The 26,553-nt window shown below is 66.7% G+C and carries 12 protein-coding genes; 5 read left to right on the top strand and 7 right to left on the bottom strand.

Features of this window, described 5'->3' with window-relative positions:
- On the top strand, positions 1–1,116 hold the full coding sequence (pqqE, locus tag QNI11_RS11745; RefSeq protein ID WP_283980262.1) for a pyrroloquinoline quinone biosynthesis protein PqqE: 1,116 nt from the start codon (positions 1–3) through the stop codon (positions 1,114–1,116).
- A gap of 132 nt (positions 1,117–1,248) precedes the next feature.
- Here pqqE and QNI11_RS11740 read toward each other — a convergent pair whose 3' ends face one another.
- Positions 1,249–9,141: a transporter gene (locus tag QNI11_RS11740; RefSeq protein ID WP_283980261.1), complete on the bottom strand. Its 7,893-nt coding sequence runs from the start codon at positions 9,139–9,141 to the stop codon at positions 1,249–1,251.
- A 638-nt stretch (positions 9,142–9,779) separates the two neighbouring features.
- On the opposite strand from QNI11_RS11740, the gene QNI11_RS11735 reads away from it, so the two are divergent.
- Positions 9,780–9,920 carry a hypothetical protein gene (locus tag QNI11_RS11735; RefSeq protein ID WP_283980260.1) on the top strand — a complete coding sequence of 47 codons (141 nt, stop codon included), beginning with the start codon at positions 9,780–9,782 and terminating at the stop codon, positions 9,918–9,920.
- 1,037 nt (positions 9,921–10,957) lie between these two features.
- Here QNI11_RS11735 and QNI11_RS11730 read toward each other — a convergent pair.
- Positions 10,958–11,986 (bottom strand): IS110 family transposase, encoded by a 1,029-nt coding sequence (locus QNI11_RS11730; protein WP_283980259.1) that lies wholly within the window; start codon positions 11,984–11,986, stop codon positions 10,958–10,960.
- Positions 11,987–12,061: 75 nt separating this feature from the next.
- On the opposite strand from QNI11_RS11730, the gene QNI11_RS11725 reads away from it, so the two are divergent.
- On the top strand, positions 12,062–20,239 hold the full coding sequence (locus QNI11_RS11725; RefSeq protein ID WP_283980258.1) for a tandem-95 repeat protein: 8,178 nt from the start codon (positions 12,062–12,064) through the stop codon (positions 20,237–20,239).
- A gap of 150 nt (positions 20,240–20,389) precedes the next feature.
- Here QNI11_RS11725 and QNI11_RS11720 read toward each other — a convergent pair whose 3' ends face one another.
- The 5 genes from QNI11_RS11720 to QNI11_RS11700 form a co-directional block, all read right to left on the bottom strand.
- Positions 20,390–21,571, bottom strand: a complete 1,182-nt coding sequence (locus QNI11_RS11720; RefSeq protein ID WP_100930312.1) for a VWA domain-containing protein — start codon at positions 21,569–21,571, stop codon at positions 20,390–20,392.
- A 320-nt stretch (positions 21,572–21,891) separates the two neighbouring features.
- Positions 21,892–22,059 carry an apolipoprotein acyltransferase gene (locus tag QNI11_RS11715; protein WP_100930313.1) on the bottom strand — a complete coding sequence of 56 codons (168 nt, stop codon included), beginning with the start codon at positions 22,057–22,059 and terminating at the stop codon, positions 21,892–21,894.
- Positions 22,056–23,444 (bottom strand): DUF2927 domain-containing protein, encoded by a 1,389-nt coding sequence (locus tag QNI11_RS11710; RefSeq protein ID WP_283980257.1) that lies wholly within the window; start codon positions 23,442–23,444, stop codon positions 22,056–22,058. Before QNI11_RS11710 ends, QNI11_RS11715 begins: the two co-directional genes overlap by 4 nt.
- Positions 23,444–23,899: a GNAT family N-acetyltransferase gene (locus QNI11_RS11705; protein ID WP_283980256.1), complete on the bottom strand. Its 456-nt coding sequence runs from the start codon at positions 23,897–23,899 to the stop codon at positions 23,444–23,446. Before QNI11_RS11705 ends, QNI11_RS11710 begins: the two co-directional genes overlap by 1 nt.
- A 333-nt stretch (positions 23,900–24,232) precedes the next feature.
- Positions 24,233–25,135: an AEC family transporter gene (locus QNI11_RS11700; protein ID WP_283980255.1), complete on the bottom strand. Its 903-nt coding sequence runs from the start codon at positions 25,133–25,135 to the stop codon at positions 24,233–24,235.
- Between the two features lie 126 nt (positions 25,136–25,261).
- Here QNI11_RS11700 and QNI11_RS11695 point away from each other — a divergent pair, with 126 nt between their 5' ends.
- Together QNI11_RS11695 and QNI11_RS11690 are read left to right on the top strand one after the other, a co-directional pair.
- Positions 25,262–25,723 carry a hypothetical protein gene (locus tag QNI11_RS11695; RefSeq protein WP_283980254.1) on the top strand — a complete coding sequence of 154 codons (462 nt, stop codon included), beginning with the start codon at positions 25,262–25,264 and terminating at the stop codon, positions 25,721–25,723.
- Positions 25,724–26,069: 346 nt separating this feature from the next.
- Positions 26,070–26,528, top strand: coding sequence for a GNAT family N-acetyltransferase (locus QNI11_RS11690; RefSeq protein WP_283980253.1), 459 nt, complete (start codon positions 26,070–26,072; stop codon positions 26,526–26,528).
- The last annotated feature ends 25 nt before the right edge of the window (positions 26,529–26,553 follow it).

Genomic DNA, 26,553 nt, shown 5'->3' with positions numbered 1-26,553 from the left:
ATGAAGATTGCACCCCCCATCGCCATGCTGGCCGAGCTGACGCACCGCTGCCCGCTGTCCTGCCCGTACTGCTCCAACCCCGTGGAACTGGCGCGGCAGGAGGCGGAACTGGACACCGCCACCTGGGCCCGAGTCTTCCGCGAGGCGGCGGAGATGGGCGTCCTGCAACTGCACCTCTCGGGCGGGGAACCGGCCTCCCGCCGCGATCTGGTCGACCTGGTGGCGGCGGCACGGGACGCGGGGCTTTACACCAACCTCATCACCTCCGGCATCGGGCTGACGGAAAAACGGTTGCAGGCGCTGGACGAGGCCGGGCTGGATCACGTCCAGCTGTCCCTGCAGGGCACGACCGCGCAGATGGCGGACGCGGTGGGCGGCTATCGCGGCGGCTTCGACCGCAAGATGCAGGTGGCGGCGTGGATCGGCAAGATCGGCTTCCCGCTGACCCTGAACGCCGTTCTGCACCGTCACAACCTCCACCAGTTGCCGCGCGCGCTCGAAATGGCCGTCGAGATGGGCGCCCGGCGGATCGAGGTCGCGACCGTGCAGTTCCACGGCTGGGCGCTGAAGAACCGCACCGAGCTGATGCCGACCAGGGCGCAGGCGCGCGAGGCGACGCGCATCGTGGCCGAGGCCCGCGCGGCGCTGAAGGGCACTCTGGTCATCGACTATGTCCCGGCGGACTACCACGAGGACTACCCCAAGCGGTGCATGGGCGGCTGGGGATCGTCGGGGCTGAACGTGGCGCCGGACGGCCAGGTGCTGCCCTGCCATGCGGCGCAGATCATCCCGGGTCTCAGGTTCGATTCCGTGCGCGACCGGCCGCTGCCGGAGATCTGGTACGGCGGGCAGGCCTTCAATGCCTATCGCGGCACCGACTGGATGCAGGAACCCTGCCGATCGTGCGAACGCAAGACCAGGGACCACGGCGGTTGCCGCTGCCAGGCCATGGGTCTGCTGGGCGATCCGAACGCCACCGACCCGGTCTGCGTGAAGTCCCCGCATCACGCCTGGTTGCAGGCGCAGACGGAGGCGGAGCTGTCCGATGTGGACGCGGGCATGGACGCGGCCAGGCTGACGTACCGCACGTTTCCGGCGAAGGAGCCGGTGGGCTGAGAGACGACGGGGCAGGGCGCCCGGACCGACGGCATGAAAAAGGCCGGGATGTTGCGGAACGTCCCGGCCTTTATCTGTCGTGTCGATGTGCCCGCGCGGCGGGGCCCGGCGGACCGGGCCCCTACGCCGGTCTCAGAACTGCAGTCTGACCTGTGCGGTCAAGCCCCATGAGTCGAGATTGTCTGAGAAGCGTGTGTCTGCGCGGAGGGATGCGTCGACCTGGCGTGCCGGGAGTGCGGAGCCTGCGTCGAGGATTGCGGTGTAGTTGAAGCCGAAGCTGAGCTCTCCGAAGCCGGCCAGGGTCTCGGATGTGAGGACCTGGGAGGAGCCGTTGCTGTCGACGGTGAAGGTGCTGTCGAGGTCGTCCCCGAAGTCGTTGAAGTAGGTTCCGGTGACGAAGTAGGTGGTCGCCGCCGTGCCGCTTTCCGCGACCTGGGTGCGGGCCAGGGTTGCGCCGAGGTAGCCGATCCGCTGGTCGATGTCGCCGACCTGCAGGGTGGCGTTGTCGGCCGTGGTGGAGGGATCGTTCTCGATGGCGATGCTGTCGCTCTCGATGTGACTGAACGAGAAGCCGGCGGTGGGCACGAGGCGCAGGCCGAGCTGTTCGTTGAGCGTGTGCGAGTAGCTGAGCGAGCCCGAGACGGTCTTGCCGCGGCTGTCGAAGTCCTGCGTCTCGATGCCGAGACCGCCGTTGGCGAAGCTGTTGCTCTCCTGGATGGAATAGGTGGTCTTGTCGGCGCGGATCGACAGGTCGCCGAACCACTGGCCCTTGGCCGCGCTCAGGTAGAGGCCGCCGAAGGTCTGGTCGAACTCGGTGCTGAGCGTGGTGACGGTGCCGCCGAAGTTGACCGGCAGGGAGGTGTCGCCGCCGTTGGTGCCGAGCATCGCGCCGTAGGCCAGGTCCCAGCCGTTGTAGTAGCCGCCCGAGCAGGACCGGTCGAGGCCGATCTGGATGCCGCGGTAGCGCAGGTCGATCTGGTTGGACAGCGAGCCGGGCAGGCTCGCGGCCGAGGTCGACAGGCTGGCCGAGGCCCGCCCGCCGGTGATCCGGCTCCAGGAGCCTATGGCGCAGGGATCGTCGCCCGGGGCCACCAGCGGGGTCACCAGCGCCGAGGACGGCCGGTTGACCACGGTGGAGATCAGGCTCTGGGTCGCCGCGAGGCCGGAGGCCACGCCGCCGAAGGCGAGGTTGGGCGTCGCGGTCAGCTGCACCGCGGTGCCGGTGTTCTGCAGGTTGTAGACGAAGGCGCCGTTGGTCGGCAGGCCGGTTTGGGTGGCCGAGACGCCGGCGGTGCTGGCCGCGGTGATCAGGTCGATCGGCGCCGCGACGTTGGAGAACACCCCGTTGACGTTGGAGAACGCCAGCGTCGGCGCGCCGGTGGCGGTGCCCGTCACGTTGACCTGGTCGGCGGTGTCGGCGGCCGAGGTGCCCACCATCGCGCCGGAGACGTTGACGTCCATGCCGATCACGCCGTTCAGCACCGCGTCGCCGTTGATCACCAGGCGGTCGGCGGTCTCGCCGTCGACCATGTCGATCAGGCCGGAGCTGGTGAAGCTGCCCCCGCCGCTGGTGGTCAGCGTCACGGTCTGGCCCACGCCGGAGTTGATGTTGAACCGGCCGGTGTTGGTGATGTCCGACCCGGCCCCGGCGGTCAGCGCGCCGGTGGCGCCGAGGAAGTCCATCACGCCGTTGGCCTCGTTGCCGAGCGCCGCGAAGGAGAGCAGCGTGCCGCCGTTGCCGATGGCCACCTGGTCGTCGTTGTCGAGGTCGCCGGAGGTGGTCTGCAGGGTCGCGCCCGCCCCCAGGGTGACGCCGCCGGCGTCCTCGATGTCGGCGCTGCCCACCGCGAAGGTGAAGCCGGGGTCGACGGCCAGCGTGCCGCCGTCCATGTCGAAGAGGCCGGTCACGGTGGCGTTGCCGTCCACGGTGGTCGACCCCGCCGTCTGGGTGAGAGTGCCGCCGATGCTGCCGGAATCGGTCAGCGTGCCGGTGTTGGTGACGTTGCCGGTGACCGCGCCGTTGTTGTCGAAGGTGCCGGAGTTGCCCACGCCGCCCACGACGGTGCCGTCGTTGGTGAAGCCGCCGGCGTTGGCGACGTCGGTGGTGAAGGTGGCGGTGTTGCTGACCGTACCGGTTGCGCCCACGGTGGTGCCCGCTGCGGCGTCGGTGTCGGCGTTCACGTTCAGCGTGGCATCGTCCACGGTCAGCGCGCCGGTCACGACCGATGTGCCGCCCCCGCCCGTGCCGTCCACCGTCACGGTGCCGCCGTTGATGTCGAGGATGCCGCCGAGGGTGCCCGCCAGCGTCGAGGTGGCGGTGCTGCCGGCCTGCTGGACCACGTCTCCGGTGATCGTCGCCGTGCCGCCGCCCGCGCTGTTGAGGTCGAAGAAGCCGGTGCCGCCCACGGTCACCGGGCCGTTCACCGTCGCGTCGCCGAGGACGTTGGCGTTCAGCTCGATCCCCGCCTCGTCGAAGGTCACGCCGCCGGTGGTCAGCGCCGCGCCGCCGCTGGCGTCCGCGGTGAGCGTGACCGCGGTCAGCGATCCGGTGCCGGTGTCGGTCACCGTGCCGGTGCCGAGGTCGAGGGTGCCGCCGAGGATCTGCAGCCCGGTGCCCATGCCGCTGGCCACGAGGTTGTCGTTGCCGGTGGCGGTCACGGTGCCCGCGTCGATGACGATCTGGCCCTCGTTGACGATGGTGCCCTGGCCCGCGCCGCCGGCGCTCAGCGTGCCGCCGTTGGCATAGGTGATGACGCCGTTCGACTGGTTGGTCAGGGTGGTGGCGGCGATCAGGTTGCCGCCGGCACCCACCGCGACCTGGTCGTCGGTGGTAAGCGCGCCCGTCGTGGTCTGCAGGGTCGCCCCTGCGCCCACCGTGACGCCGCCCGCGTCCTCGATGTCGGCGCTGCCCGCGCTCAGGGTGATGCCGGGATCGACGGTCAGCGTGCCGCCGTCGATGTCCAGCTCGCCGGTGACCGTTGCGTTGCCGTCCGCGGTGGTCGAACCCGCCGTCTGGTCGAGATCGCCGGTGATCGTGCCGGAGGTCGTCAGCGTGCCGGTGTTGGTGAAGGCCAGCGTCGAGCCGTTGTTGTCGAACGTGCCCGAGTTGCTGACCGTGCCGGTGCCGCCGTTGTTGGTGAAGGTGCCGGAGTTGCCGACGCCGCCCGTGGTGCCGTTGTTGGTGAACCCGCCGGAGTTGGTCACCCCGTCCACCGTGCCGTCGTTCTGGAAGGTGCCGGCGTTGGTGGTGGCGCCGTCGATCTCGCCGGTGGCAGCGACGTTGCCGAAGGCGCCCGCCGCCACGTCGACACCGGCGCCGGTGGCGTCCAGCGTCGCGCCGCCCGCAACCGTCAGCGTGCCCGCGTCGATGTTCACGAGGCCCGAGACGACCGCATCGCCGTCGACGGTGATGGTGCCCGCGCCGGTCTGCTGCAGGAAGCCCGCGATGTCGCCCGCCAGCGTGTTCAGCGCGCTGGTGCCCGCCTGGGTGACGTTGCCGGTGACCTCCGCCGGGGCCGCGCCCGAGGTGCCGTTGATGTCGAAGGAGGCGGTGTCCCGCGTCTCGAGGTTGCCGTCGACGGAGCCGTTGACCGTCACCGTCGCGGTGTTCTCGGCCGTCACGTCGCCGTCGAGCGTGCCGTCCACGACGACCGTACCCGCGCCGCCCGATCCGCCCGCCAGCACGTTGCCGCTGGCGGTCAGCGTGCTGCCCGCGCCGACGTTCAGCGTCGCGTCGTCGACGGTGGTGGCGCCGGTCACCGTGGTGTCGGCGTTGACCGTCAGCGTGCCGCTGTCGACATCCACCGTGCTGCCGAAGGTCGAGGTGCCGTCGACCGTGGTCTGCGCGCCCGCGCCCTGCTGGGTGAAGGCGCCGGTGACGGTGCCGTCGAGGGTGATCGCCGTGGCCGACTGGTTGTCCAGCGCCCCGGTGATCGTGCCGTCGTTCAGGTCCAGATCCGCGGTGCCGCTCAGGTTCACGTCGCCGTCGAGCGTCCCGGCCGAGACGATCGTCCCCGCCGAGGAGTTCAGCGTGGTGAAGCCCAGCGAGGTGCCGCCGCCGAGGAAGATCGCCGCCGTGCCCGCCGTCGCGCCGTTTGCCGTCGAGCTGTTGGTCAGCACGTCGATGTCCGAGACCGAGGAGCTGTCCAGGAGCGCCAGCGTGGCAGAGCCCTGGTTGGTGAAGTTGTCGTCGCCGTCGGTGCCGAAGCTGACGTTGCCGGTGCCGTTCACCGTGATCGTGCCGTCGCTGGTGATCGTGCCGACCGCGTTGTTGTCCTGGTCGGCGTCGAACACGATGCCCGTCCCGCCGGTGTTGAACGTCACGCTGCCGGTCGCGCCGATGTCGATGCTGCCGTTGTCGTTCAGCGCCGACCCGTCGTTGTAGGTCGCCGCGCCGTTGATCGTCGTCGTGTTCGCCGTGCCGAAGACCTGCGCCCCGGTCCCGGCCGTGAAGCTCGCGCCGTCCGCCACCGTCAGCGAGGCATAGGTCAGCGACTGGCCCGCGCCCACCGTCAGCGACCCGGAGGTCACCGTCGCCGCGCCGGTCACGGTCGTGGCCGCGTCCGCGTTCACCGTGCCGCCGTCGATGTCGAGCGTGGTGCCGATGACCGAGGCGCCGTCGACCGTCAGCGTGCCCGCCGACACCGACACGTTGCCGGCCACGTCGCCCGCAAGCGTCGAGGTGCCGGTCGCGCCGGCAAAGAGCGTCAGGTTGCCGTCCACCTCCACCGTCGCATCCCCGCTGGTGCCGTTGATGTCGACGGCCGAAGCGCCTGCGGTCGACAGGTTGCCGTCGACCGACCCGCCAGCGTTCTGCACAAGCGCCGCCGTGCCCGAAAGCGCCACATCGCCGTCCAGCGTCCCCGCGCTGGTCACCGTCCCCGCCGACGAGTTCAGCGTGTTGAAACCCAGCGTCGCCCCGACACCCACCTGGATCGCACTGCCCGAACTCGAACTGTTCGTCAGCGTATCAATCCCGTTCAGCGTGCCGCCGTTGATTTCGAGCCGGCCTGTGCCGGTGTTGGTCAGGCTGTCGCCGCCGATGGCCACCGTGTCGGCCGCGCCGCCGTTGGCCTGGATCAGGCCGGTGTTGCGGATCATCTCGCTGCTGAAATCGCCATCGGTGTTGGCGTCGAGCGTTGCCGAGCCGGAGAAGGCCAAGGTGCCGTTGTTCAGGATGTTGCCGACGGACTGGACGGTCGCGCCGTCGCCGACGTCGAGCACACCGCCATTGGTCAGGTCGCCGTCGCTGAGCAGGCCGTTGAGCGTGTTTTCAAGCGTCGAGCCCGCGGATACGTTGACCGTGCCGCCGCTGCCGATGGTGACGGTGTCCGCAGATATCGTCCGCCCGGTCACACCGTCGCCCACCGTCAGGGAGCCCGCGTTGATTGTGACCGCGCCATCGACGGTCAGATCGCCGGCCACCACCTGCGTGTCCGCCGTGGCGGCGGTCTGCTGGGTGTAGCTGCCGCTGCCGTCGGTGCCGTCCCCGATGGTCCCCGAGAGCGACTGCTGCGCGGTGGATTCGTTGACCACGTCGCCGACGATCGTGCCGCCGCCCATGTCGACGACGCCCGCGCCGGTGGTGTTCAGTGCCGTCACGCCGGTGACATCCAGCGTCTGGCCGTTGAGGTTGATCGCGCCCTGGTTCTCGAAGGCGGTGTCCGCACCGCCCGCCGCGACGGTCAGCACGTCGTCGTTGCTGGCGTCGAGGTCGTTCATGTTGATCGTGCCGGTGGCCGAGTTGGCCACCGTCAGCGCGTCGTCGTCGTTGGCGTCCGCCGTCAGGAAGCCCGACCCGTTGAATTCGAGTGTGCCGTTGTTCGTCACAGCGCCATTGTCGACCACGCCCGCGTTGTCTCCGAACGTGTCGGTGGAGCCTGCGCCGTTCACGTAGGTGTTGCCCATGCCGAAGAAGGTCACGCCGTCGCCGAAGGTCGTGTTGCCGTTGGAGGTCAGCGAGGAGGCGGTCAGGTCGTCGTCGAGAACCAGCGCCGCGCCGCTGTCCACGGTCACGCCGAAGAAGGTGCCCGCGCCGTCTCCGACCACGGTTGCGGCGTCGATGGTCGCCGTGCCGCTGCTGACGGACACGTCGTAGTCAAGCAGCGTGCCCGCGAAGGTCGTCAGGTTCAGTGCGCCGCCGGTGTTCACGTCGAGCGCGTCGACGTCGAAGGTGAATCCGCCGCCTCCGGTGACCGCGACATCGTTTTCCACGAAACCCGATCCCAGTACGAGCGTCGAGGCGGAGACCGCCACGTTCCCCGCGCCGGAGCTGGTGATCGCCGCAGTACCGGTGTCGGTGAAGCTGCCGCCGATGGTCAGGGTGCCTTCGGTGGTGCCGGCGGTCGCCGGGTTGTCCTGCACGACGATGGCGATGTCGGCGCCGTTGTCGAACTCTGCCGTGCCACCGGCAAGCGTCACGTCGCCGTTGAAGGTGGTGTCCGCTGAAACCATAGCCGAACCGCCGGTGTTCACGGTGGTGTTGCCGGTTACGTCGCCGCCGTCGAAATTCATGATGCCCGCCCTGTTGACCGTCAGGTCGCCCACGAGATCGCCCACGAGGTTCATCGTGTCGGTTCCGACCCCGTCACTCACGGTAACGCCGCGGGCTCCTCGGACGGTCAGGGTCGTGCCGCCCTGCACGTTGAGAACGCCGCCGTAGACATCGGCATATCCGTCGATCGTGCTGTCGCCCGTGACATTGACGACCCCGGCGGTGCCCGGACGCATTTCGAGCGCGCGTGTGTTGACGATGTCCCCGGCAAGGTTGATCGTGCCGCCCTCGCTCCAGAGGTTGGCGTTGAGTTCACCGTTCAGGTCCATCTGGCTGATCGTCATGACGCGAAGGCGCGAAGTCGTCAGGGTGGGCGTGTCGCCGCCGCCGTTGATCGTAAAGATCCCCGAATTGACCTGGATTTCACCGCTGACCGAGAAATCGCCGGTCACGGTCGTGTTCGTGCCGCCCGAGTTCTGCCCGAAAACGCCGAGGATCTGGCCGCCGTCCGCAAGGGTGATGCCCGTGGTGCTGGCGGTGAACACCGATCCGTTGACGGTGCCGTTGATCGTCCCGGTCGATGTGCCGCTGTAGACGACCGGCCCGGTTCCGCCGCGCACGTTCAGCGTGTCGTTGATCGTCAGGTCGCCGCCGGTCACCAGGACCTCGTCCGCCGAAGCTTCGGAGTTGACCGTCGTGGACCCGCCGCTGACCGTCAGCCTGCCGGACACGTTGCCGCCCATCTCGCTCGTGGAGGAGGCGGTGGTGACGTCGCCATTCACCGTGCCCTCGATGGAGAGGGCCGACCCCGCACCTGCATTGACGCTGACGTTCACTCCGCTCGTGCCGATTGTGCCGCCTTCCCGGAGGTCGAGCAGGGCGGCCCCTTCCACGTCGAGCGTGCCGGCCGCATCGTACTGCAGCGCGCCGCCGCTCACGATCTCCATCTCGGTGCCGGCGGGACCGTCCAGCGTGACATCGTTGACCGTCACCGTGCTGGCGACCGTCATGGTGCCGCTGTTGACGACGAGGTTGGACGCGCTCGAGAAGTTGGCGCCGTCGATGAGCACGTTGCCGCCGTTCTGCACGACATCGTTGAAGAACGTGCCGCCTCTCAGGGACACAGTCTGGGTGGCCGCACCATTCACGACGATGTCGCCCGTGGTCACGATATCTCCGCTCCCGCCAGCGAGCATCAGGTTTCCTGCGCCTTCGATCGTCGCGCCGTCAACAAGCCTTGCGTAGATTATCGCACTGTCAAAGGCGTTGGTGACGGACAGCGTCCCCGTCACATCCAGCTGGTCATCCGAAGTCGCCGCGTCGATGACGTAACTGCTTGCACCGAAAGTGATGTCGCCGGTGGTGACGGGAGCGCCCTGGCTGATCGTGACGGTGCGGATGAATGCGGTCCCATCGAAGGTGACGTCGTCGCCGTCAACAAAGAAGTCCGGTATGGAACCGGTCGTGGTGTTGATCCAGTTTTCGTCACCGACTTCGTCCCAGAAATTGGACTCGGCGCCTGTCCAGATCAAATCGTCGGCGCTCCCCTGTCCGCCGATCAACAGCGTTGCGCCCGAGGCCAGCACGAACACAAGTTCGGTCGCGCGTCCCAGGCGGCAGCGATGTCTTAGAGAACGCTGACGAATTCCGACCTGATGACGGGAGTGCAGGAGGTCCACGAGTGCGGTGGGGCGAAAGGCAAAGGACATTGCGTGCTCCAAAAGGGCAAAAGGAATCTAAATATTGAGGCGGCAGCCTGATCGGCCACGACACTTTAGGGCGGGTCCCCCTGGGTCAAGGGAAAAGGACCCGGTTCCCCGGATGCGCCCGCGACCCTTGCGAAAAGGTCGCGGTCGTCGTTCCGGGAACTCGTTGGTCTTGGTCCGGTCTCCTGTTGGACGCGGCAGGGAATCGTCCGTCGCCTTGGAGGGCGGGTTGAGGACCGGTGCCGGGTCCGCGAAATCGATGAACCTTCTGCATGCCAGGGTAAGGACCGTACCTCCGCGCTGGCTACACCCTTCGGTTGTTCATGGGATGTATGGCCTGTGGTTTGCTGATGTGGATGCGTTCCTCATCTGTCTCTTGCCGACGCTCTTGTCCGGAGGCGCCCGCGCGCTGCCTTCGGGTCGATCTTCACGGGGGCGGGTGCAGGATGGGACGCGGAGGCGGGATGGCAAAATGCAGCCGGGCCGGTGTTGAAGTTTATCAATATCTTGGGATGAAAATGCCATTTCATCCAAATTGGATAAAAGCCGGCGGTTATTTTGGCGCGTTCATTTCTCCTATTCCAAACGGCCGGCGCGACAAGTGAAAACAACCAATGGGTGAAATTAACCTTTCAATTTAGTTTTTTAGGTGTTGTAGATGTGAGTCTCGCATAGGTTGTTTCCCGCGTTTCCTCATGTGAACTGCTGACGGGCTCCAAAGGCGTCTATTGGGTGTCTCTTTTATTTCATGCAGATTGGGCGCAGCTTTGTTCTCGGTGGGGAATGCGGCGCAAGGTTTGCGATTCACCCGTGGCTCTCCCAAGACAGGGGATTCCACATTTTGTCAGTAGGTTGAGCGAAGTCTTGTCGACATGCGACACAACCTTGCTTGAGGGAATTATTACTGGGTTTTCCCGCATAGATTACATTAACGGATATTTCACGGAAGACTGGGGCACTCAATCTATGCTGATTTAGCAATCTTCGGTTCCCGATTTTCCTTCCGAATGATAAAGCAAAATATTTATCAAAATCAATGACTTGCGGCATGATATCTGTTGCATTTTTGCTTGGGCGTCCTCCCTCCATTCCTGCATGCCCGGCGGAAGTCTTACCTCCTGAGAACAAAGGTTTTTTTGAAATAGGTCTCGATTAATTCAGAGTGTTGCCGTCGTTGTGCCGTATTGGAACTTATGGAAAAAATCGTTGCTTCATAATTCTCATTGGTTAATCAATTGTTTCCAGCACGCGAATCCGCGTGCGCCGAAAAACGGGGGTTTCGGCCTTCCATTGAGTAAATCGAGTGCTCCGGTCAGCCGCCGGAGGGATCGCCATTTCTGGCGAGGTGTTTCGCTGTGTCAAAATTTGGCGAAATGAATTTTTGGGGAGTATGTATGAACTGCCTTCCCCTGCAAGTGACTTGTCGATGCGCCGCTGACCCTGCTTCTATGTATTCGGTCTTTCTTCGGGGCGGTTCGTTTTGCCCCTGACCAAGATGGGAAGTCGCGCGTCCTGTGTCTCGTTAAACCATCGGCACTTCAGGGGCCATACTCCCCATCAGACTGACAGAACGCCGATCGGTCGTTGGTCCATCTCCTCCTCGCTCGCAGATTCCTTTGCTCTCAGTTGTGTTACGGTCCGACTACAGGCCGCTCAGTGCATTGGGTTGATACCGCTCTCTCTTCGTCAATACAGCCCAGGCAATACGTGCCATCTTGTTGGCCATTGCGACCGCCGCGACGTTGACATGCGCTCGCTCCTTCAAGCGATCGGCCCATGCCGCTATCGGCGACGTCCTGTCGCGCACGAGATGCAGCACGGTTCGGGCCCCGTGAATGAAGAGTTTCCTCAAGTATCGATTGCCGTGCTTCGAGATACCGATCAGCTTGGCCTTGCCACCTGTCGTGATCTGTCGCGGCACCAGGCCGAGCCATGCGGCGAGATCACGTCCTTTGCCGAAACTGCTGCCGGTACCGACCGCAGCCACGAGCGCCGTCGCAATCGTCGGGCCGACGCCGGGGATCTCCATCAGCCTCTGCATATCGGCATCCGTTTTGGCCAATACTCTGATCTCGGCATCGATGGCCAAGATCCGGTCATTGATCACGCTTAGCTCTGACGCCATGTCCGACAGAAGCGTAAGCATCCGACGTGAAAGATCGTCGGTGCCCTCTGCGGTCAATCTGATCAGTTCCTTTTGGAAGACATGGCGTCCCGTTCCAATCCGAATGCCGCGTTCCATCAGGAAGCCGCGGCCCTGATTGATCAGCCGTGTCCTGTCGCTCACCAGTCGTTCCCGCGCCCGGTGCAGAGCCTGAAGGTCGAGCTGTTCCTCTGTTTTGATTGCTACGAATGCCATCGTCGGGCGCGTCGCAGCCTCTGCAATTGCTTCCGCATCACGGTCATCGTTCTTGTGAACCTTGACGTACGGCCGGACATAGAGCGGCGACATCAGCCGAGGCTCATGTCCGTTCTGAAGACAAAACCGCCCGATGTGATGCGCCCCGCCGCAGGCTTCCATGGCAACGATGCAGGGCGGAAGCTTATCAAGAAAGTCCAGCAGCCGATGCCGCTGGAGACGTTTACGAAACACGATTGCTCCTGCCTCATCCAGCCCGGCAAGACTGCAAACGGTCTTGCCCAGATCAATGCCCAGAACCTTGATGTCCATCAGATGCTCCTCTCTCCACCTATGCCCGCCACAATAACAGCGGGTTGGTGGGAAGGCAGTTCATCCCATTAAACCATGCCTGCGACCATTGAACTGATCAACGCCACCAGCGGCACCACGACCTACGCGACATTGCAGGAAGCCGTGGACGCGGCGGCGAGCGGGGATACCATTGAAATCACTGGCGGCGGCGTATTGACCGAGCAGGTGATCATCGAAGGCAAGGACCTGACGATCAACGGCAACGGCGTGACCATCGAAATGCCGTCCCCGCCGACCCTGACACTGCTCGCGGACACCTACGGCGGATCCCGTGACCGGGCCGCGGTCATCACCGTGATCGACGGCGACGTGGACATCACGGGCGTGACTGTCGACGGCGCGGGCCTGGGCAACGACATGCCCGGAACCGCCTCCACCTCAGCCACCCGGGCACCCGATTATGAGGGCATCCTCTACGTCAATGCCGAAGGTACCATGGACGGAGTCACAGTGACGGGCGTCCGCGATGCCTATGTCGGCGGCCAGGTCAGCGGCAACCAGCGCGGTGTCGCGGTGGTCGTGCTCAACACCGACGGCACGCCGCGCAGCGTGACCTTCCAGAACGGCACGGTCGAGGACTTCCAGAAGAACGGCTTCGTCGGCGACGGGGAAGGGCTGACCTTCTCGGTGCTGGATTCTACAGTGACGGGCGGCGGGTTCCTTGTCGGCAGTGGCGCGCAGGCGCAGAACGGCATTCAGGTCAGCGGCGGCGCGGTGGGCATCATCGACGGCAACACGGTCGAAGAGATCGGTTACACGCGCGGCGACTGGTCGACTTCGGGCGTGCTGGCCTACGCGGCCGGCGACGGCACTGTGATCACCAACAACACCTTCACCGGCGCGACGTCGGGTGGGTCGCAAATGGCGACGACGCATATCCCGATCTACGTCTACGGCGAGACCGACAACGCCGTGGTGACGGGAAACAACTTCGATCACACCGTGTTCGGCGTTGTCTTCTCGAACAACACCGACGATCCGACCGTTTCGGGCAACACCTGGACAAACCAGTACGAATCCGTGACCGAGACGACGAACAACGCCGTCTGGACCGCGTCGCAGTACGAGATCTACGCCGAGGCCAACGACTCGGCTCTGAACGTCACGCTGGCGGACGGCGACGACTACGTGGTCGGCACCGACTTCGCCGACACCGTCGACCTGGGCGGCGGCAACGACTATGCCGAGGGCGGCCTCGGCGCTGACACTTTGTCTGGCGGTCAGGGTCTGGACACGCTTCTCGGTGGTGACGGCGACGATGTTCTGGACGGGGAGGAGAACCCGGACAGCATCGAGGGCGGTGCGGGTGACGACCACCTGATCGGGGGTGGCAACACCGACGTGCTGAACGGCGGGGCGGACAACGACCTGATCGAGGGCGGCATCGGTGCCGACACCATCGACGGCGGCACCGGCAACGACACGATCATCGCGCAGGGCTACGATTCCATCGACGGCGGTGCGGGCACCGACGTGCTGGAGATCAGCGAGTTCGCCGGCATGGACGCGGCGGCGCTGGCACCTCTGATGGCGGCACCGGACGTGACCGGGCTGCAGGGAGTGATGGCGGCGCAGGGCATAACGCTGACCTCGGCCTCCGTCACTGGTGGCGTGCTCAGCTACGAGGCCTTCCTGACTTCCGATCCCACGGGCACCCAGTCGGTGACGGGCGTCGAGGTGCTGAAGGTCGCGGGCAGCGGCGGCGACACTTTCTTGGTCTTCGAGGGTATGTCGATCGCGGCGGCCATCGCGGCGGCGGACGAGGGCGACACCATCCTGCTGGGCGCGGGGACCTTCTCGCTGACCGGCGAGCTGACCATCTCCAAGGGCATCACGCTGGCGGGCGCCGGGGAAGGGGTGACCATCCTCGACCGCGACGGCTCGGGCTACGGCATCCATGTCACCACCGATGACGTCACGCTGTCGGACTTCACGCTGGACGCGTCCGGCCTGACGACGCCGGGCGGCTACGGGATCAAGGTCTCGCCGGGCGGGTCGGCGACCTCGCTCAGCGGCTTCACCGCGCAGGACGTGACCGTCTTCGGCGCCGCGCGCAGCGAGATCGACCTGAACGGCGTGGACGATTCCAGCCTGATCCGGGTCACTGCGGATGGCGGCTCCGGCGGGTCGGCGGGGGTCGGCATCGCGATGTCGGACAGCACCGGCATCCTGCTCGAGGACATCACCACGCTGAACAACAACTGGGGTTCGGTGGGGCTCTACTCCGCAGGCCGCAGCTACGAAGCGGGCACCAGCGGGATCACCTTCGCAGGATCCTACAGCTCGAACGAGGTCATCGGGATCTACGCCGATGAGGAGGTCGACAGCGGCAGCGGGCAGCGCACCGTTGTCGAGGACATCGATTTTTCGGGGATCTACAGCGAGGTCTTCAAGGTCCAGAACCCCGATTGGCGCAACGGCGGGGATGGCCGGGGCGAGGACTTCACCTTCTTCTTCGGCAGCCTCGAGGACGCCGAGGCCTTCGCCTTCTCACTCACGGACAACAACGGCACCGACGTCTCGGGCTCTTCGGTGATCTCCATGGCCGGCACTGCGTCGGACGTGGACGCCGAAGGCGGCGACACCTGGTACGTCTATGACGGCATGTCGATCCAGACGATCATCGATCTGGCCAGCGCGGGCGACACGATCGTCGTCAACGCCGGCACCTACGAGGAGAACCTGACGCTCGGCAAGCAGCTGACCCTCGTCGGTCCGCAGGCGGGCGTCGGCGGTACCGACGGGGCGCGCGGCGCCGAGGCGGTGATCGCGGGCAGCGTCTCGTTCAACGGCGGCTCGGACGGCTCCACGCTCGACGGCTTCCGGGTCGAGGACGGCGCGCTGACCGGGTCGAGCCTGGTCTACGTGGGCGTCGACGGCATTACCGTCACCAACTCGGTCCTGGACGGCGACTACCCGACCGACAGCGGCACGCGCGGCATCCTGACCGCGGGCACCGCCGACGATCTGACGGTCAGCGACAACCTCATCACCGAGGTTCGCTCGGGCATCTACTTCAATGTCGGCACCGGAGCCGTCGTCACCGGCAACAGCTTCGTGGCGAACGGCAACGGCATCAACGCCGACGGCCCGCAGATGACCGACATCTCCGGCAACATCTTCGACGGCTCCGCCGGGGCGCAGATCGCGCTCGGCGCGACCGAGGACCCCTCCGACTTCGGCGGGTTCATCGGCGCGAACACCTTCCTGCCTGAGGGCACGGGCGTCTCCATCTACCCGCTCTCCTCGCTGCCCGACGGCGCCGAGGTGCTCGGGACGGAGAACGGCGACAGTTTCCGCGGCGACATCGTCGCGAACTGGGTGAACCCGAACGAACAGTACTTCGACGGGCGGGGCGGCAACGACTCCATCCGCACCGGGGCGGGTGACGACACCGCGCTCGGCGGCGAGGGCAACGACTACATCGACGGCGGCGCGGGCAATGACAGCCTGTCCGGCGGCGAGGGCGACGACACCATCGTGGTGGGCGCGGGCACCGACGTCATGGACGGCGGCGCGGGCACCGACCTGGTGGATGCCTCCGCCCAGACCGGGGCGGTCAGCATCGACCTCGCGGCGAACCAGCTGTCCTTCATCGTGCCGGGCACCGGGCTTGCGGCGGGCACAGGCGCGGGCCTGAACGGCCTGACCGGGTTCGAGAACATGGTGGGCGGTTCGGCGGCGGACCAGCTTCTGGGCGACGGCGGCGACAACGTGATCTTCGTCAGCGCCGGCGACGACCAGATCGATGGCCGCGCCGGGACCGACACCTACGATCTCTCTGCCGACGACGGCGGCGTGACCGTGGATCTCGCGGCGGGCACCTCCGCCAAGAGCATCGGCGGCAACGACTCGATCGCGGGCATCGAGAACGTGATCACCGGCGACGGCGACGACGATGTCACCGGCGATGCCTCGGCCAACCTGCTGGAGACCGGTGACGGTGCCGACACCGTCGACGGCGGCGAAGGCAGCGACAGCATCGACGGCGGCATGGGCGACGACGAGATCACCGGCGGGGCCGGGGACGACAGCATCACCGGCGGCGCGGGCACCGACACGGCGGTGATCGGCGACGACTTCGCGGGGGCCACCTTTGCGCAGGACGGCACCAGCGTCACGGTGGTCAGCGCCGACGGCACCGACGTGCTGACCGGGGTCGAACTGCTGGAGTTCGACGACGTGACCGTGGGCGCCATCCTCGGCGACGACGGCAACGCGACGGACGAGGACACGGCGGTTACGGGCAACGTGCTGGCCAACGACTTCGACCTCGACTTCGAGGGGTTGACGGTGATCGAGGGCAACGGCCAGGCGCTTTCGGACGGCACGCTGACCTTCACCACGGCGAACGGTGCCTCGGTGACGCTGAACGACGACGGCAGCTACAGCTATGACCCAAGCGGCGCCTTCGACGCGCTGAACGAAGGCGAGGCCGGGACCGACAGCTTCACCTACACGGTGGAGGAGGACGACGGCACCACGGCGACCGCCACGGTGACCATCGACCTGACGGGCGTGAACGATGCGCCGGTCATGGTCGACGGCAACGGTGCCGCGGACGAGGACGGTGCGGCCATCGTGGTCGACCTCTCGGCGCTCGGCTCCGACGCCGATGCCGAGAACGACGGCAGCCACCTGACCTACACCATCACCACGGCGCCGGGCGCGGGCGAAGGATCGGCGGAGATCACGGGCAGCAGCCTGACCTACGATCCGGGCAGCGACTTCCAGGGGCTGGCAGCGGGCGAGGAAGCCTTCGTCACCATCGGCGTGACCGCGACGGACGCACAGACCGCCACCTCGAACGAGGGGACGATCACCATCACCGTCACCGGCACGAACGACGACCCGACGCTGACGGCGGGGGCCTTCTCGGTGTCCGAGGACAGCGGCGCGACCAGCTTCGACCTGAGCGGGCTGGCCGATGACATCGACAGCGACAACGACGGCGCCGACCTGACGTACTCCGTCATCAGCGGGCCGGGCGTGATCGTCAACGGCACGGAGCTGAGCTTCGACACCGCGGGCGGCTACGAGTACCTCGACGATGGCGAGACCGAAGAGGTCACGATCCGCGTGCAGGTCGAGGATGCCCATGGCGCCACGGCGGAGGCCGACATGGTGGTCACCGTCACCGGCGTCAACGACGCGCCGGAGAGCGGCCCGACCACCGCAGACGTGGTGGAGGCCAACGGTGCCACCGCGACGGTGGATGCGGCGACATTGCTGTCGGAGGCCACGGATGTCGACGGCGACACGTTGAGCGTGGTCGCGGCCTCCGTGACACAGGACACGGGTTCCAGCGACCGCGACCTGGGCGGGGCCTTCACCGTGGGGGCGGACGGGGCGATCAGCTTCGACCTCGACCTCTTCGACGACCTCGACGAGAACGACGTCGAGACCCTGACCTTCACCTACGACATCACCGACGGTGACGAGACTGTCTCGACCTCGGTCGTGGTCACGGTCACCGGCACCAACGACGACCCGGTGGTGGCGGCGCAGACGGAGAACGACACGCCCGACATCGGCGAGGACGCGGGCCTCACCACGGTGGTCGACCTTGCGACGATCACTACCGACGTGGACGGCAACGACCTGCCGGCGGACCTTACCTACACGCTCGACCCGGGCTATACGGGCGGCGGGGTGTTCTCGCTCGACGGCACGGTGCTGGAGTTCGACCCGAACGGCGACTTCGACGCGCTCGACGTGGATGACGAGGGCTTCGTCACCATCGCGGTGACGGCGACCGATGCGCAGGGCGGCAGCCATACGGCCAACGTCTCCTTGCGGGTGACGGGCGAGAACGACGCGCCCGAGTTCACCGGCATCGGCGACGCCAGCCCGCCGATCGTCCCCGAGGACGGCCCGGGCTTCCTGATCGTCGACCTTGCCGACATCACCACCGATGCGGACGGCGACGACCTGCCGGCGGACCTGACCTACTCCTTCGATGCGGGTTACGCCGGGGGCGGCACGTTCTCCCTGGTCGGGACCGAGCTTTGGTTCGATCCGGACGGCGACTTCGAGTACCTCGATGACCCGTTCGACCGCGAGGAGGTGACCATCGGCGTGACCGTCGAGGACGCGCAGGGCGGCAGCAACTCGGTCGACATCACCTTCGAGGTGGCGGGCGCCGAGGACGATCCGGTGCTTGCCGGGATCGTGGGCATCGCGGCCTCGGTGTCGGAGGACGCCTCCGGTGCGACCACCGTGGCCGACCTCGCGGCACTGGCCACGGACGCGGATGCCGACGCGGTGTTCAGCTTCTCGCTGGGCAGCTACGCCGGACCGGGCAGCTTCGCCCTCGACGGGACCGACCTGACCTTCGATCCGGCGGGCGGCTTCGAGTACCTGGCCGACGGCGAGACCGCGCAGGCCAGCATCGAGGTCACCGTGACCGACGCGGAAGGCAACTCCGATACCGCCACCTACACGGTGGAGATCACCGGCGCGGACGATCCCGTCCTGGTCTCTGGCCCGGTGTCGGAGAGTGTCTCCGAGGACGACGGCACTGTCACCATCGACGCGGCGGCGCTGCTGGCCAACGCCTCCACCGCGGACACGTCGGACGAACTGTCGATCCAGAACCTGGTGCGGACCGACGGTGGCCGGGCGATCCCGGACATCACCATCAGCGACACGGGCGGCATCAGCTTCGATGCCGGTGCGTTCAACGATCTGGCCGATGGCGAGAGCGAGGTGCTGACCTTCACCTACGACGTGTCCGACGGTGTCGGCGCGCCGGTGTCGAGCTCCGTGTCGATCACCGTGAACGGGGCCAACGACGCGCCGGCGATCTTCGATCTCGGCTCGTTCATCAACTCCGACAACAACTGGACGACCACCGCCTCCGAGACCTCGATCACCGAGGATACGGCGACCGGTTACAGCGGCAACGCCATCGTGGTGTTCGAGGACGTGGACACCACCGACACCGCCTCCGTCTCGGTCAGCTTCTCGCTGAGCGGCGATGCGGCGGAACTGGCCACGCCGACACAGCTCATGCTGCTGGAATCGGCGCTGCAGCCGACGGGCGCCACGAGCGGTCTGCACTCTGGGGGGCTCCTGAACGTGCCCTTCAGCTTCGGCCTGTCGAACGCGGTGCTAGGCTTCCTCAGCGCGGGCGACACGGCGGTCGGCACGTGGACGGTGACGGTGAGCGACGGGCTGGCCACGGACAGCTACGACTTCGTCGTCGATCTGATCGGTGCCAACGATCCGGTCACCGCGGTGGATGACTCCGTGACGGTGGACGAGGACGAGTCGATCGACCTGACGGCGCTGGTGCTCGGAAACGACACCGACCTCGACCCGGCCGACGTGCTCTCCGTCTCGGCGATCAACACCACCGGCACGGCGGGCACCGTCTCGCTGGTCGGCGGGGTCCTGACCTACGACGCGAATGGCGCCTTCGACTACCTCGAGGCCGGCGAGACCGCGACCGACACCTTCACCTACACGGTGTCGGACGGCAACGGCGGCACCGACACGGCAACGGTCACCGTCACCGTCGACGGCAAGACGTCGACCATCAACGGGACAGAGGGCGCCGACAGCCTCACCGGCACCGAGGGCAACGACATCATGAACGGCCTCGCCGGGGATGATACGCTGCTCGGCGGGTCCGGCGACGACACCATGGACGGCGGAGACGGCAAGGACCTGATGCGCGGTCAGAACGGCAACGACCAGATCAACGGGGGCGACCAGACCGACATCATCTACGGCGGCAACCAGGACGATGTGCTTTATGGCAACGGCGGCGACGACTTCGTCTTCGGCCAGGCGGGCAACGACTCCATGTGGGGCGGTGACGGCCACGATGTCCTGAACGGCATCAACGGCGACGACGAGATGTTCGGTGAGGCCGGGAACGACAGCCTGTACGGCGGCGGCGGCGACGACATGCTCAATGGCGGCGACGGCGACGACACCCTCGATGGCCAGTGGCGGAACGATGTGCTCACCGGCGGCGCAGGGGCGGACTGCTTCAAGTTCACCACCGCGGGTGACATGGACACCATCACCGACTTCGAGGATGGGATCGATGTGCTGGACTTCTCTGCCGACGGGCTGGGCTTCGCCGACTTCACCGTGGCCGAATACGGCGGCGGCGCTGGCACCGTGCTGACCGGGGGTGGCTACACCGTCTTCCTCGAAGGTGTCGACACCATCGATATCGATACCGGCGACTTCGTCTGACGGGGAGCCCCGGTCTGAAAATGAAGCCGCCCCCTGCACTATGCGGGGGGCGGTTTTTCCTGGTAGGAGGGGTTCGTGTCGCCGCGGAGGATGCGCGTGTAACGCGCCGACCCGAATGGGTTTTCCCGGGGTGCGCGCGGCGCGTGCGGCTCAGCCGAGGAAGCGCATGCCGCGGTCCAGGCCCTCGAGCGTCATCGGTACCATGCGATCCTCGAAGATCTCGCGGATCATGTGGATGCTTCGCGTGTATTGCCAATGGCTTGGCGGCACCGGGTTGATCCAGAGGTGGTTCGGCCACTGGTCGCGGGCGCGGCGCAGCCAGACGTGCCCGGCCTCCTGATTCCAGTGCTCGTTGGCGCCTCCGGCATGCGAGATTTCGTAGGGGGACATGCTGGCGTCGCCCACGAAAATGCATTTGTAATCAGGGCCGTAGGTGTTCAGCACGTCCCAGGTGGCGGTCTGCGCGTCCCAGCGGCGGCGGTTGTCGCGCCAGACGCCGTCATAAAGGCAGTTGTGGAAGTAGTAGTGTTCGAGGTGCTTGAACTCTGCCCGGGCGGCGGAGAACAGCTCTTCCACGACCTTGATGTGGGGGTCCATGCTGCCGCCAACGTCCAGAAACAAAAGGACTTTCACCGCGTTGTGCCGTTCCGGACGGGTCTTCACGTCGAGGTAGCCGTTGTGGGCCGTGGCGCGGATGGTGCCGTCTAGGTCGAGCTCTTCGTGGGCGCCTTCTCGGACCCAGCGGCGGAGCCGTTTCAGCGCCACCTTGATGTTGCGCGTGCCCAGCTCAACCCCGTCGTCGAGGTTGCGGAATTCCCTTTTGTCCCAGACCTTTACCGCACGCTGGTGACGCGATTCCCTTTGCCCGATCCGGACGCCTTCGGGGTTGTAGCCATAGGCGCCGAAGGGCGAGGTGCCGGCGGTGCCGACCCATTTGGAGCCGCCCTGGTGCCGGCCCTTTTGCTCTTCGAGGCGCTTCTTCAGCGTCTCCATCAGCTTGTCGAAACCGCCCATGGCCTCGATCTCGGCCTTCTGTTCCTCGGTCAGGTGCTTCTCGGCCAGCTTGGTCAGCCAGTCGTCGGGGAGGTCCACGGCCTGCAGCACCTGTTCGACGCCGATCTCTTCCAAGCCCTTGAAAGCATGGGAGAACGCGCGGTCGAAACGGTCGAGGTGCCGCTCGTCCTTCACCATGGCGGTGCGGGCGAGATAGTAGAACGCCTCCACGTCATAGGTGGCGAGACCGGCGGACATGCCTTCGAGGAAGGTCAGGTACTCGCGGAGGCTGACCGGGACACCGGCCTTGCGCAGGGCTTCGTAGAAGGGAACGAACATGGGGGATTTGTAGGCCCGCGCTGCAGGCGGAACAAGGACCGTTAACGCAAGCGCGGTTAACGGTGCGCGCGGCAGGGTTAACGCGGCGGACGATCCGCCCATCTGGTGGGCGCAACGGCGGGGTACACAAGTGCGGAAGCGGATCGCAACGAAGATTGACGCGCTGGAAGGGGTGAACCGGCCGGTTCGACCCCTCGAAACGGCCGGTTGGTAACCTTTGCCCCCGGTGGCGCCGTGACGTTGCGTCGGAAAGGGTTAACGGAGCAGGCCGGGCTGCGGGCCGGGACGTCTCAGGGGGCGGTTCCTCAGGCGGCGATCCCTCAGGCGGCGAGCTTCTCGATCACGATGGTCAGGATCAGGCCCAGCAGCGCGAAGGCGATGGCATAGATCGTCGCATACTGCACGACGTCGAGCTTGTTGCCCTTGAGGCGGGCCGCGTTCAGCCCGCCGATGATTGCGCCGGCCAGTGCCGCGATGAGGACGATCATAGTGAGCCGGGTCTCCGTCGTGCCGGGTTCAGGGAGCCGACCTCGCGCAGTTTCGCACGCACGGCCCAATCAGCGCCGAACCCGTACCGCGCCCAGCCCAGGGAGTCCAGCCGGACGGCGCGGGCCTCTGTCGGGCGGCCGGCGAGGTCCAGCGCCTCCGCGCGCAGCATCATGAGCGTCGCGAGCAGGGCGGCGTTTTCATGACGTGCGGCGGTGTCGAGATGCGGCGTCAGAAGGTAGAGCGCATCGTCGGCGCGGCCGGAACTGATGGCGTAGGCGGCAAGTTGCGAGGCGACGTAGGCGCGGTGCAGGGCGGTGTCGGGACGGTTGCCGAAGTAGCGCTGCGCCAGCACGAAGTGGTCCTGCGCCGTGGCCGGGTCGATGGACTGCAGCAGCCGGCCCATGGCGTAGTGCGAGAAAGCGCGGCGGTGGTCGGTCCAGCCCATGGCGGTGGCGACCTTCAGCGCCTCGGAGGCGGCGTTGCGGCGCTGCGCGGGGTTGGCGCCGGGCCCGAGCGCGGTCTGCACCGCCTCGATCCAGACGCGGGGCGTTTTCGACAGTCGCTGCGGCGCGCCGTTCTGGCCGCGCGGGTTGATGCGGGCGAAGATCGCGGGCAGGCGGTCGGCGACGTCGTTCCGGCTCATGCCGGTGCGCAGCGACGGGTCGTAGTAGGCGCGCAGGATCGTCATGTCGTAACCGGTCAGGACGGTGTGCACGTTGTCGTCGTTGAACACGCTGTCGGGCAGGCGGTAGAGGTCGTTGAGCGGGCCGAGGGCCTGGGCCAGTTCCTCGTGCAGGCAGTCGCGGATTTCCTGCGGCGCGCTGTCGGCGGGGATGAAGATGGCGAGGCGGTCGCGCGACTTGAGCTGCGACCAGCTTGTCTGGCGGGTGTTGCGCGCGCCCTTGTATTCCGCCAGCGACGAGACGTTCGGCACCACGAAGCAGGCGGCGGAGGGCAGGGCCTTGCGGATGTCGTCGCGCGTCACGGCCTGGATGGTGATGTTGGCGTTGGACGCGCCGACCTGCGAGACGTTGATCCCGGCCTCGGTCCGCAGGCGGTGCAGCAGCCGGCTGAGATCGGGGCCGAGCGAGACCGGCGCCTGCCCGGTGACACGCACGGTGATCGGCCCTTCGAAGCGGGTGAAGGTGGTGAGCGGGCGGCCGGATTCCAGCGCGAACGACAGGTCGAGGAAGTCGCGGGCGAGGTCGGTGTTCGACGCCGCGGGGGCCGAGGGGCGCGGCACCGAGAAGCTTTTCATCGGCGGCAGCGAGGCGCTGGATTCGACGGCGGATGCGGCACGCGAGGCGGTGTCGTTCGAGGCGACAGGCATGCAGGCGCCCAGCAACAGGTACAGCGGGAGCAGGTAACGACGTGCTTTGCGCATTACGGCCTCTGGTACTTGATGAACGGGGTGACGACGCCGATCCGGTCATAGAGGACGCGGGCGGTTTCGTTGAACTCCTGAGTCAACCAGTAGACGGAGGGCGCACCGTAGCTGTCGGCGGCGGCATAGACCGCCTCGATCAGCGCGCGGCCGACACCCTTGCCGCGCATGTCCGGCACGGCGTAGAGGTCCTGCAGGTAGCAGACGTCCTCTATCTTCCAGCCGTGGCGGTGGAACAGGTAGTGCGTCAGGCCCACGAGGCGGCCGTCGTGTTCGGCGACCAGCGCGCGGAAGTCGCGCGGGTCGTCGCCGAGGAGGCGCGCAAAGGTGGAGGCGTAGACCTGCTCGGTCACGGTGCTCTCGTAGAAGGCGAGGTACGCCGTCCAGAGTTCACGCCAAGCCGGTTCATCCTCCGCACGCAATGCGCGCACGGTCAGAGCCGTATCGTGGGACACTATGTAAGCCTGCCTGCTTTTTGGTTGCTCGGATTGTTGAACCATCCGAGGTTTTTCTGTCCTCTTGGTGAATACTATAGGGCAAAACCGGGATTTGTGCCCAGACGATTAACAAAGTGGTAATGAAATTTTCCCGTTCGCGGGATTTTTTGAATTATGTTTATTCGTTTCAAATGGTTGCACTGTGCAGTTGGGCAACAGGGATTTCGTCAACCATTGTTAATGGGGGGTAAACAGAGGGTCGGACAATGGCGGTATTGAGGCGCTGCCGGATACGCGCCGCAGTTCGTTCCGGGTGGTTCCGGGGACGTCCGGGTCTTGCGGCGGGCGGGCTCAGGCCAGCCAGGCCAGCGAGATCAGCGAGAGCGTGGAGGTCCAGACGATGACCGGCGCGATGGCGTCGGTGCGCACGCCATGGAGGAGCGCCAGCGAAAAGGCCATGGCGCCGGAAGGTCCGGCGGCGGTCAGGGTGAAGAGGTCGTGCCAGGTCTCGGGCGGCTCCAGCAGGGACAGCGCCGCCCAGACCAGCGCCGGGAAGGCGATGAGCTTCATCCCCGCGCTTGTGGCGATCACCGGCGAGACGCGCAGCGAATGCCCCGAGAGGATCACGCCGAGCGCAAAGAGCGTCAGCGGCGCCGCGGCCTGACCGGCGAAGTGCATGGCGGTCAGCAGCGGTTCGGGCAGGGGGATCGCGGCGAGGTTCAGCACGAGGCCCAGCAGGATCGCCATCAGCACCGGGTTCATCGCCAGCCGCTGCCATGCGGGCGGCGCGCCGGGCGCCCGACCCGCGATCAGGTCGGCGGTGACGATGAAGAACGAGAAGGACACTGCGCTGTCCCAGGCCACGATGGCGGTGACGGGGAGGGCGGCGGCCTCGCCGTAGATCAGGAAGGAGATCGGCCAGATATAAAGGAGCGTGTTCACGAAGATCGTCGCCATCGCGAGCAGCCAGCTTTCCAGCGGTTCGCGGCGGAAGACGCGGCGCATCACGAGGTAGGCGGCGGTGAACAGCCCGACCTGGCAGAGGGCATAGACCCCCAGCACGTCGGCGCGGAAGGCGGACCAGTCCAGACCGGCGATCAGCGGCATGATCAGCGGCGGCTGCATGACCATGAAGGCGATGCGGTTGGCGGTCGTGGCCTCGGCCTTCGACACGAAGGAGATCCGCCCGAGGAGGAACCCCAGCGCCAGCATCGCGAAGACCGGCAGGATGTCATGTGTCAGGACGTGCAGCATGACGGCTGACAGAGCATGGACCGCCGGGGGCTGCAAGTGCGCGCGACGGACGGGATGGAACGCAAGCCCGGCGCCCGTGTTGGGCGGGCAAGGCACCAGATGACACCGGGCAAAGACGGAGGCGGGATGTGGACATGGATCCTTGATAACGCGGCGGCGCTGTCGGTGGCGCTCAACGCCGCCATGCTGCTGGTCTGGCTGGCCTACCTGCAGCTTTTCCTGACCAGCATCCGGCGGTCGAACCGGGCGGTGATCCACATCGACATGGCTGCGGGCCAGAACGAGGACGCGCGCTGCATCGTCACCAACATGGGGGCGGACACGGTCTATATCCTCGGCGTGAAGGTCGACCTCGACTGCGACGGCGACGCCCGCGAGGCGCTGGTGACGGACGTGCTGGAAGAGGACGGCCCGCTGGGCGGCGACTTCCGCGAACGCACCAACCAGGGGCCGCTGGCGGGGGGCGAGGCCATGGACATCGGCAGCTTTCACAACATCGTCGACCGGGCCGCGATGCGCATGGGCGAGGACATCAGCCTGACCACCTGCCATTCGGTCGAGATCACCGTGGTGGTGGCCGCGCAGTAGGCGCACCGGCTTCTGGGCGGGCACAAGCGCTACGACATCACGCGCGAGAACGGCGCGCTGCGCTTCCGATCAGAGGACATCCTGACGCGCCAGATCACCTCCGGCCGCAGACGCCGCCAGCTCGCGCGCGACATCGCCTGCTGAGGTCGGGCTTTGTGCAGGGCTTTGGGGCCGTCGGGCGCCCGCCCTTGCCCTTGAGATCCGGATTTTTCCGGGTCGGGCGGTTGAACCCCGGGCCGTGGCATGTTTGGACGCGCGCGACAGTCATTCGGGCGCGCGCACTGCCCCGGATCCCGAGCCGCGCCTTTCGGCGCCCGACAGGAAGACGCCCCCGAAAGGAGACGCCATGACCGACCTCAGCCTGCGCCGCAACACCGGGCGCGATCTTGCACCGCTTGCGGGACTGCTCGCCGATCCCGGCGACCTCGCGCTGGTCAATCCCAGCGCCCGCCACCCCTTCGATGCCGATGAATGGCATCAGAAGTGGCTGCAGGAACTCGACGACGAAAGTTTCTACCTCGTGGACGGGGAGGGGCGCGAAGTGGGCTTCTTCGCGCTCCGCGTCGGTGTCGGCCCGGAGGTGCGCCACCTGACCTATGTCTTCGTGGCCGAGGAGATGCGCGGTGGCACCGGCCACCTGATGGCCCGCTGGATCGAGGACGCCGCCCGCGACCTGGGCGCGCTGACGATCACGCTGAAGTGCGAGCTGGACAACCCGGCGGCGCTGCGCGTCTACGAGGCGGCGGGCTTCGAGGAGCTTTCGCGCCGGGGCGGCATGGCGACGATGCGCAAGGACCTGGACTGAAGGACGGCGCGCCCCCCGGATGGGG

Source organism: Sagittula sp. MA-2 (genome assembly GCF_030126985.1).
Taxonomy (GTDB): domain Bacteria; phylum Pseudomonadota; class Alphaproteobacteria; order Rhodobacterales; family Rhodobacteraceae; genus Sagittula.
This window is presented reverse-complemented; position numbering and strand designations above follow the sequence as displayed.

Excerpts from the sequence above, each read along its gene's own strand:
- pqqE (WP_283980262.1), top strand. The coding sequence starts at position 1 with ATGAAGATTGCACCCCCCATCGCCATGCTGGCCGAGCTGACGCACCGC.
- QNI11_RS11735 (WP_283980260.1), top strand. The coding sequence starts at position 9,780 with ATGGCAAAATGCAGCCGGGCCGGTGTTGAAGTTTATCAATATCTTGGG.
- QNI11_RS11730 (WP_283980259.1), bottom strand. The coding sequence starts at position 11,986 with ATGGACATCAAGGTTCTGGGCATTGATCTGGGCAAGACCGTTTGCAGT.
- QNI11_RS11725 (WP_283980258.1), top strand. The coding sequence starts at position 12,062 with ATGCCTGCGACCATTGAACTGATCAACGCCACCAGCGGCACCACGACC.
- QNI11_RS11720 (WP_100930312.1), bottom strand. The coding sequence starts at position 21,571 with ATGTTCGTTCCCTTCTACGAAGCCCTGCGCAAGGCCGGTGTCCCGGTC.
- QNI11_RS11715 (WP_100930313.1), bottom strand. The coding sequence starts at position 22,059 with ATGATCGTCCTCATCGCGGCACTGGCCGGCGCAATCATCGGCGGGCTG.
- QNI11_RS11710 (WP_283980257.1), bottom strand. The coding sequence starts at position 23,444 with ATGCGCAAAGCACGTCGTTACCTGCTCCCGCTGTACCTGTTGCTGGGC.
- QNI11_RS11700 (WP_283980255.1), bottom strand. The coding sequence starts at position 25,135 with ATGCTGCACGTCCTGACACATGACATCCTGCCGGTCTTCGCGATGCTG.
- QNI11_RS11695 (WP_283980254.1), top strand. The coding sequence starts at position 25,262 with ATGTGGACATGGATCCTTGATAACGCGGCGGCGCTGTCGGTGGCGCTC.
- QNI11_RS11690 (WP_283980253.1), top strand. The coding sequence starts at position 26,070 with ATGACCGACCTCAGCCTGCGCCGCAACACCGGGCGCGATCTTGCACCG.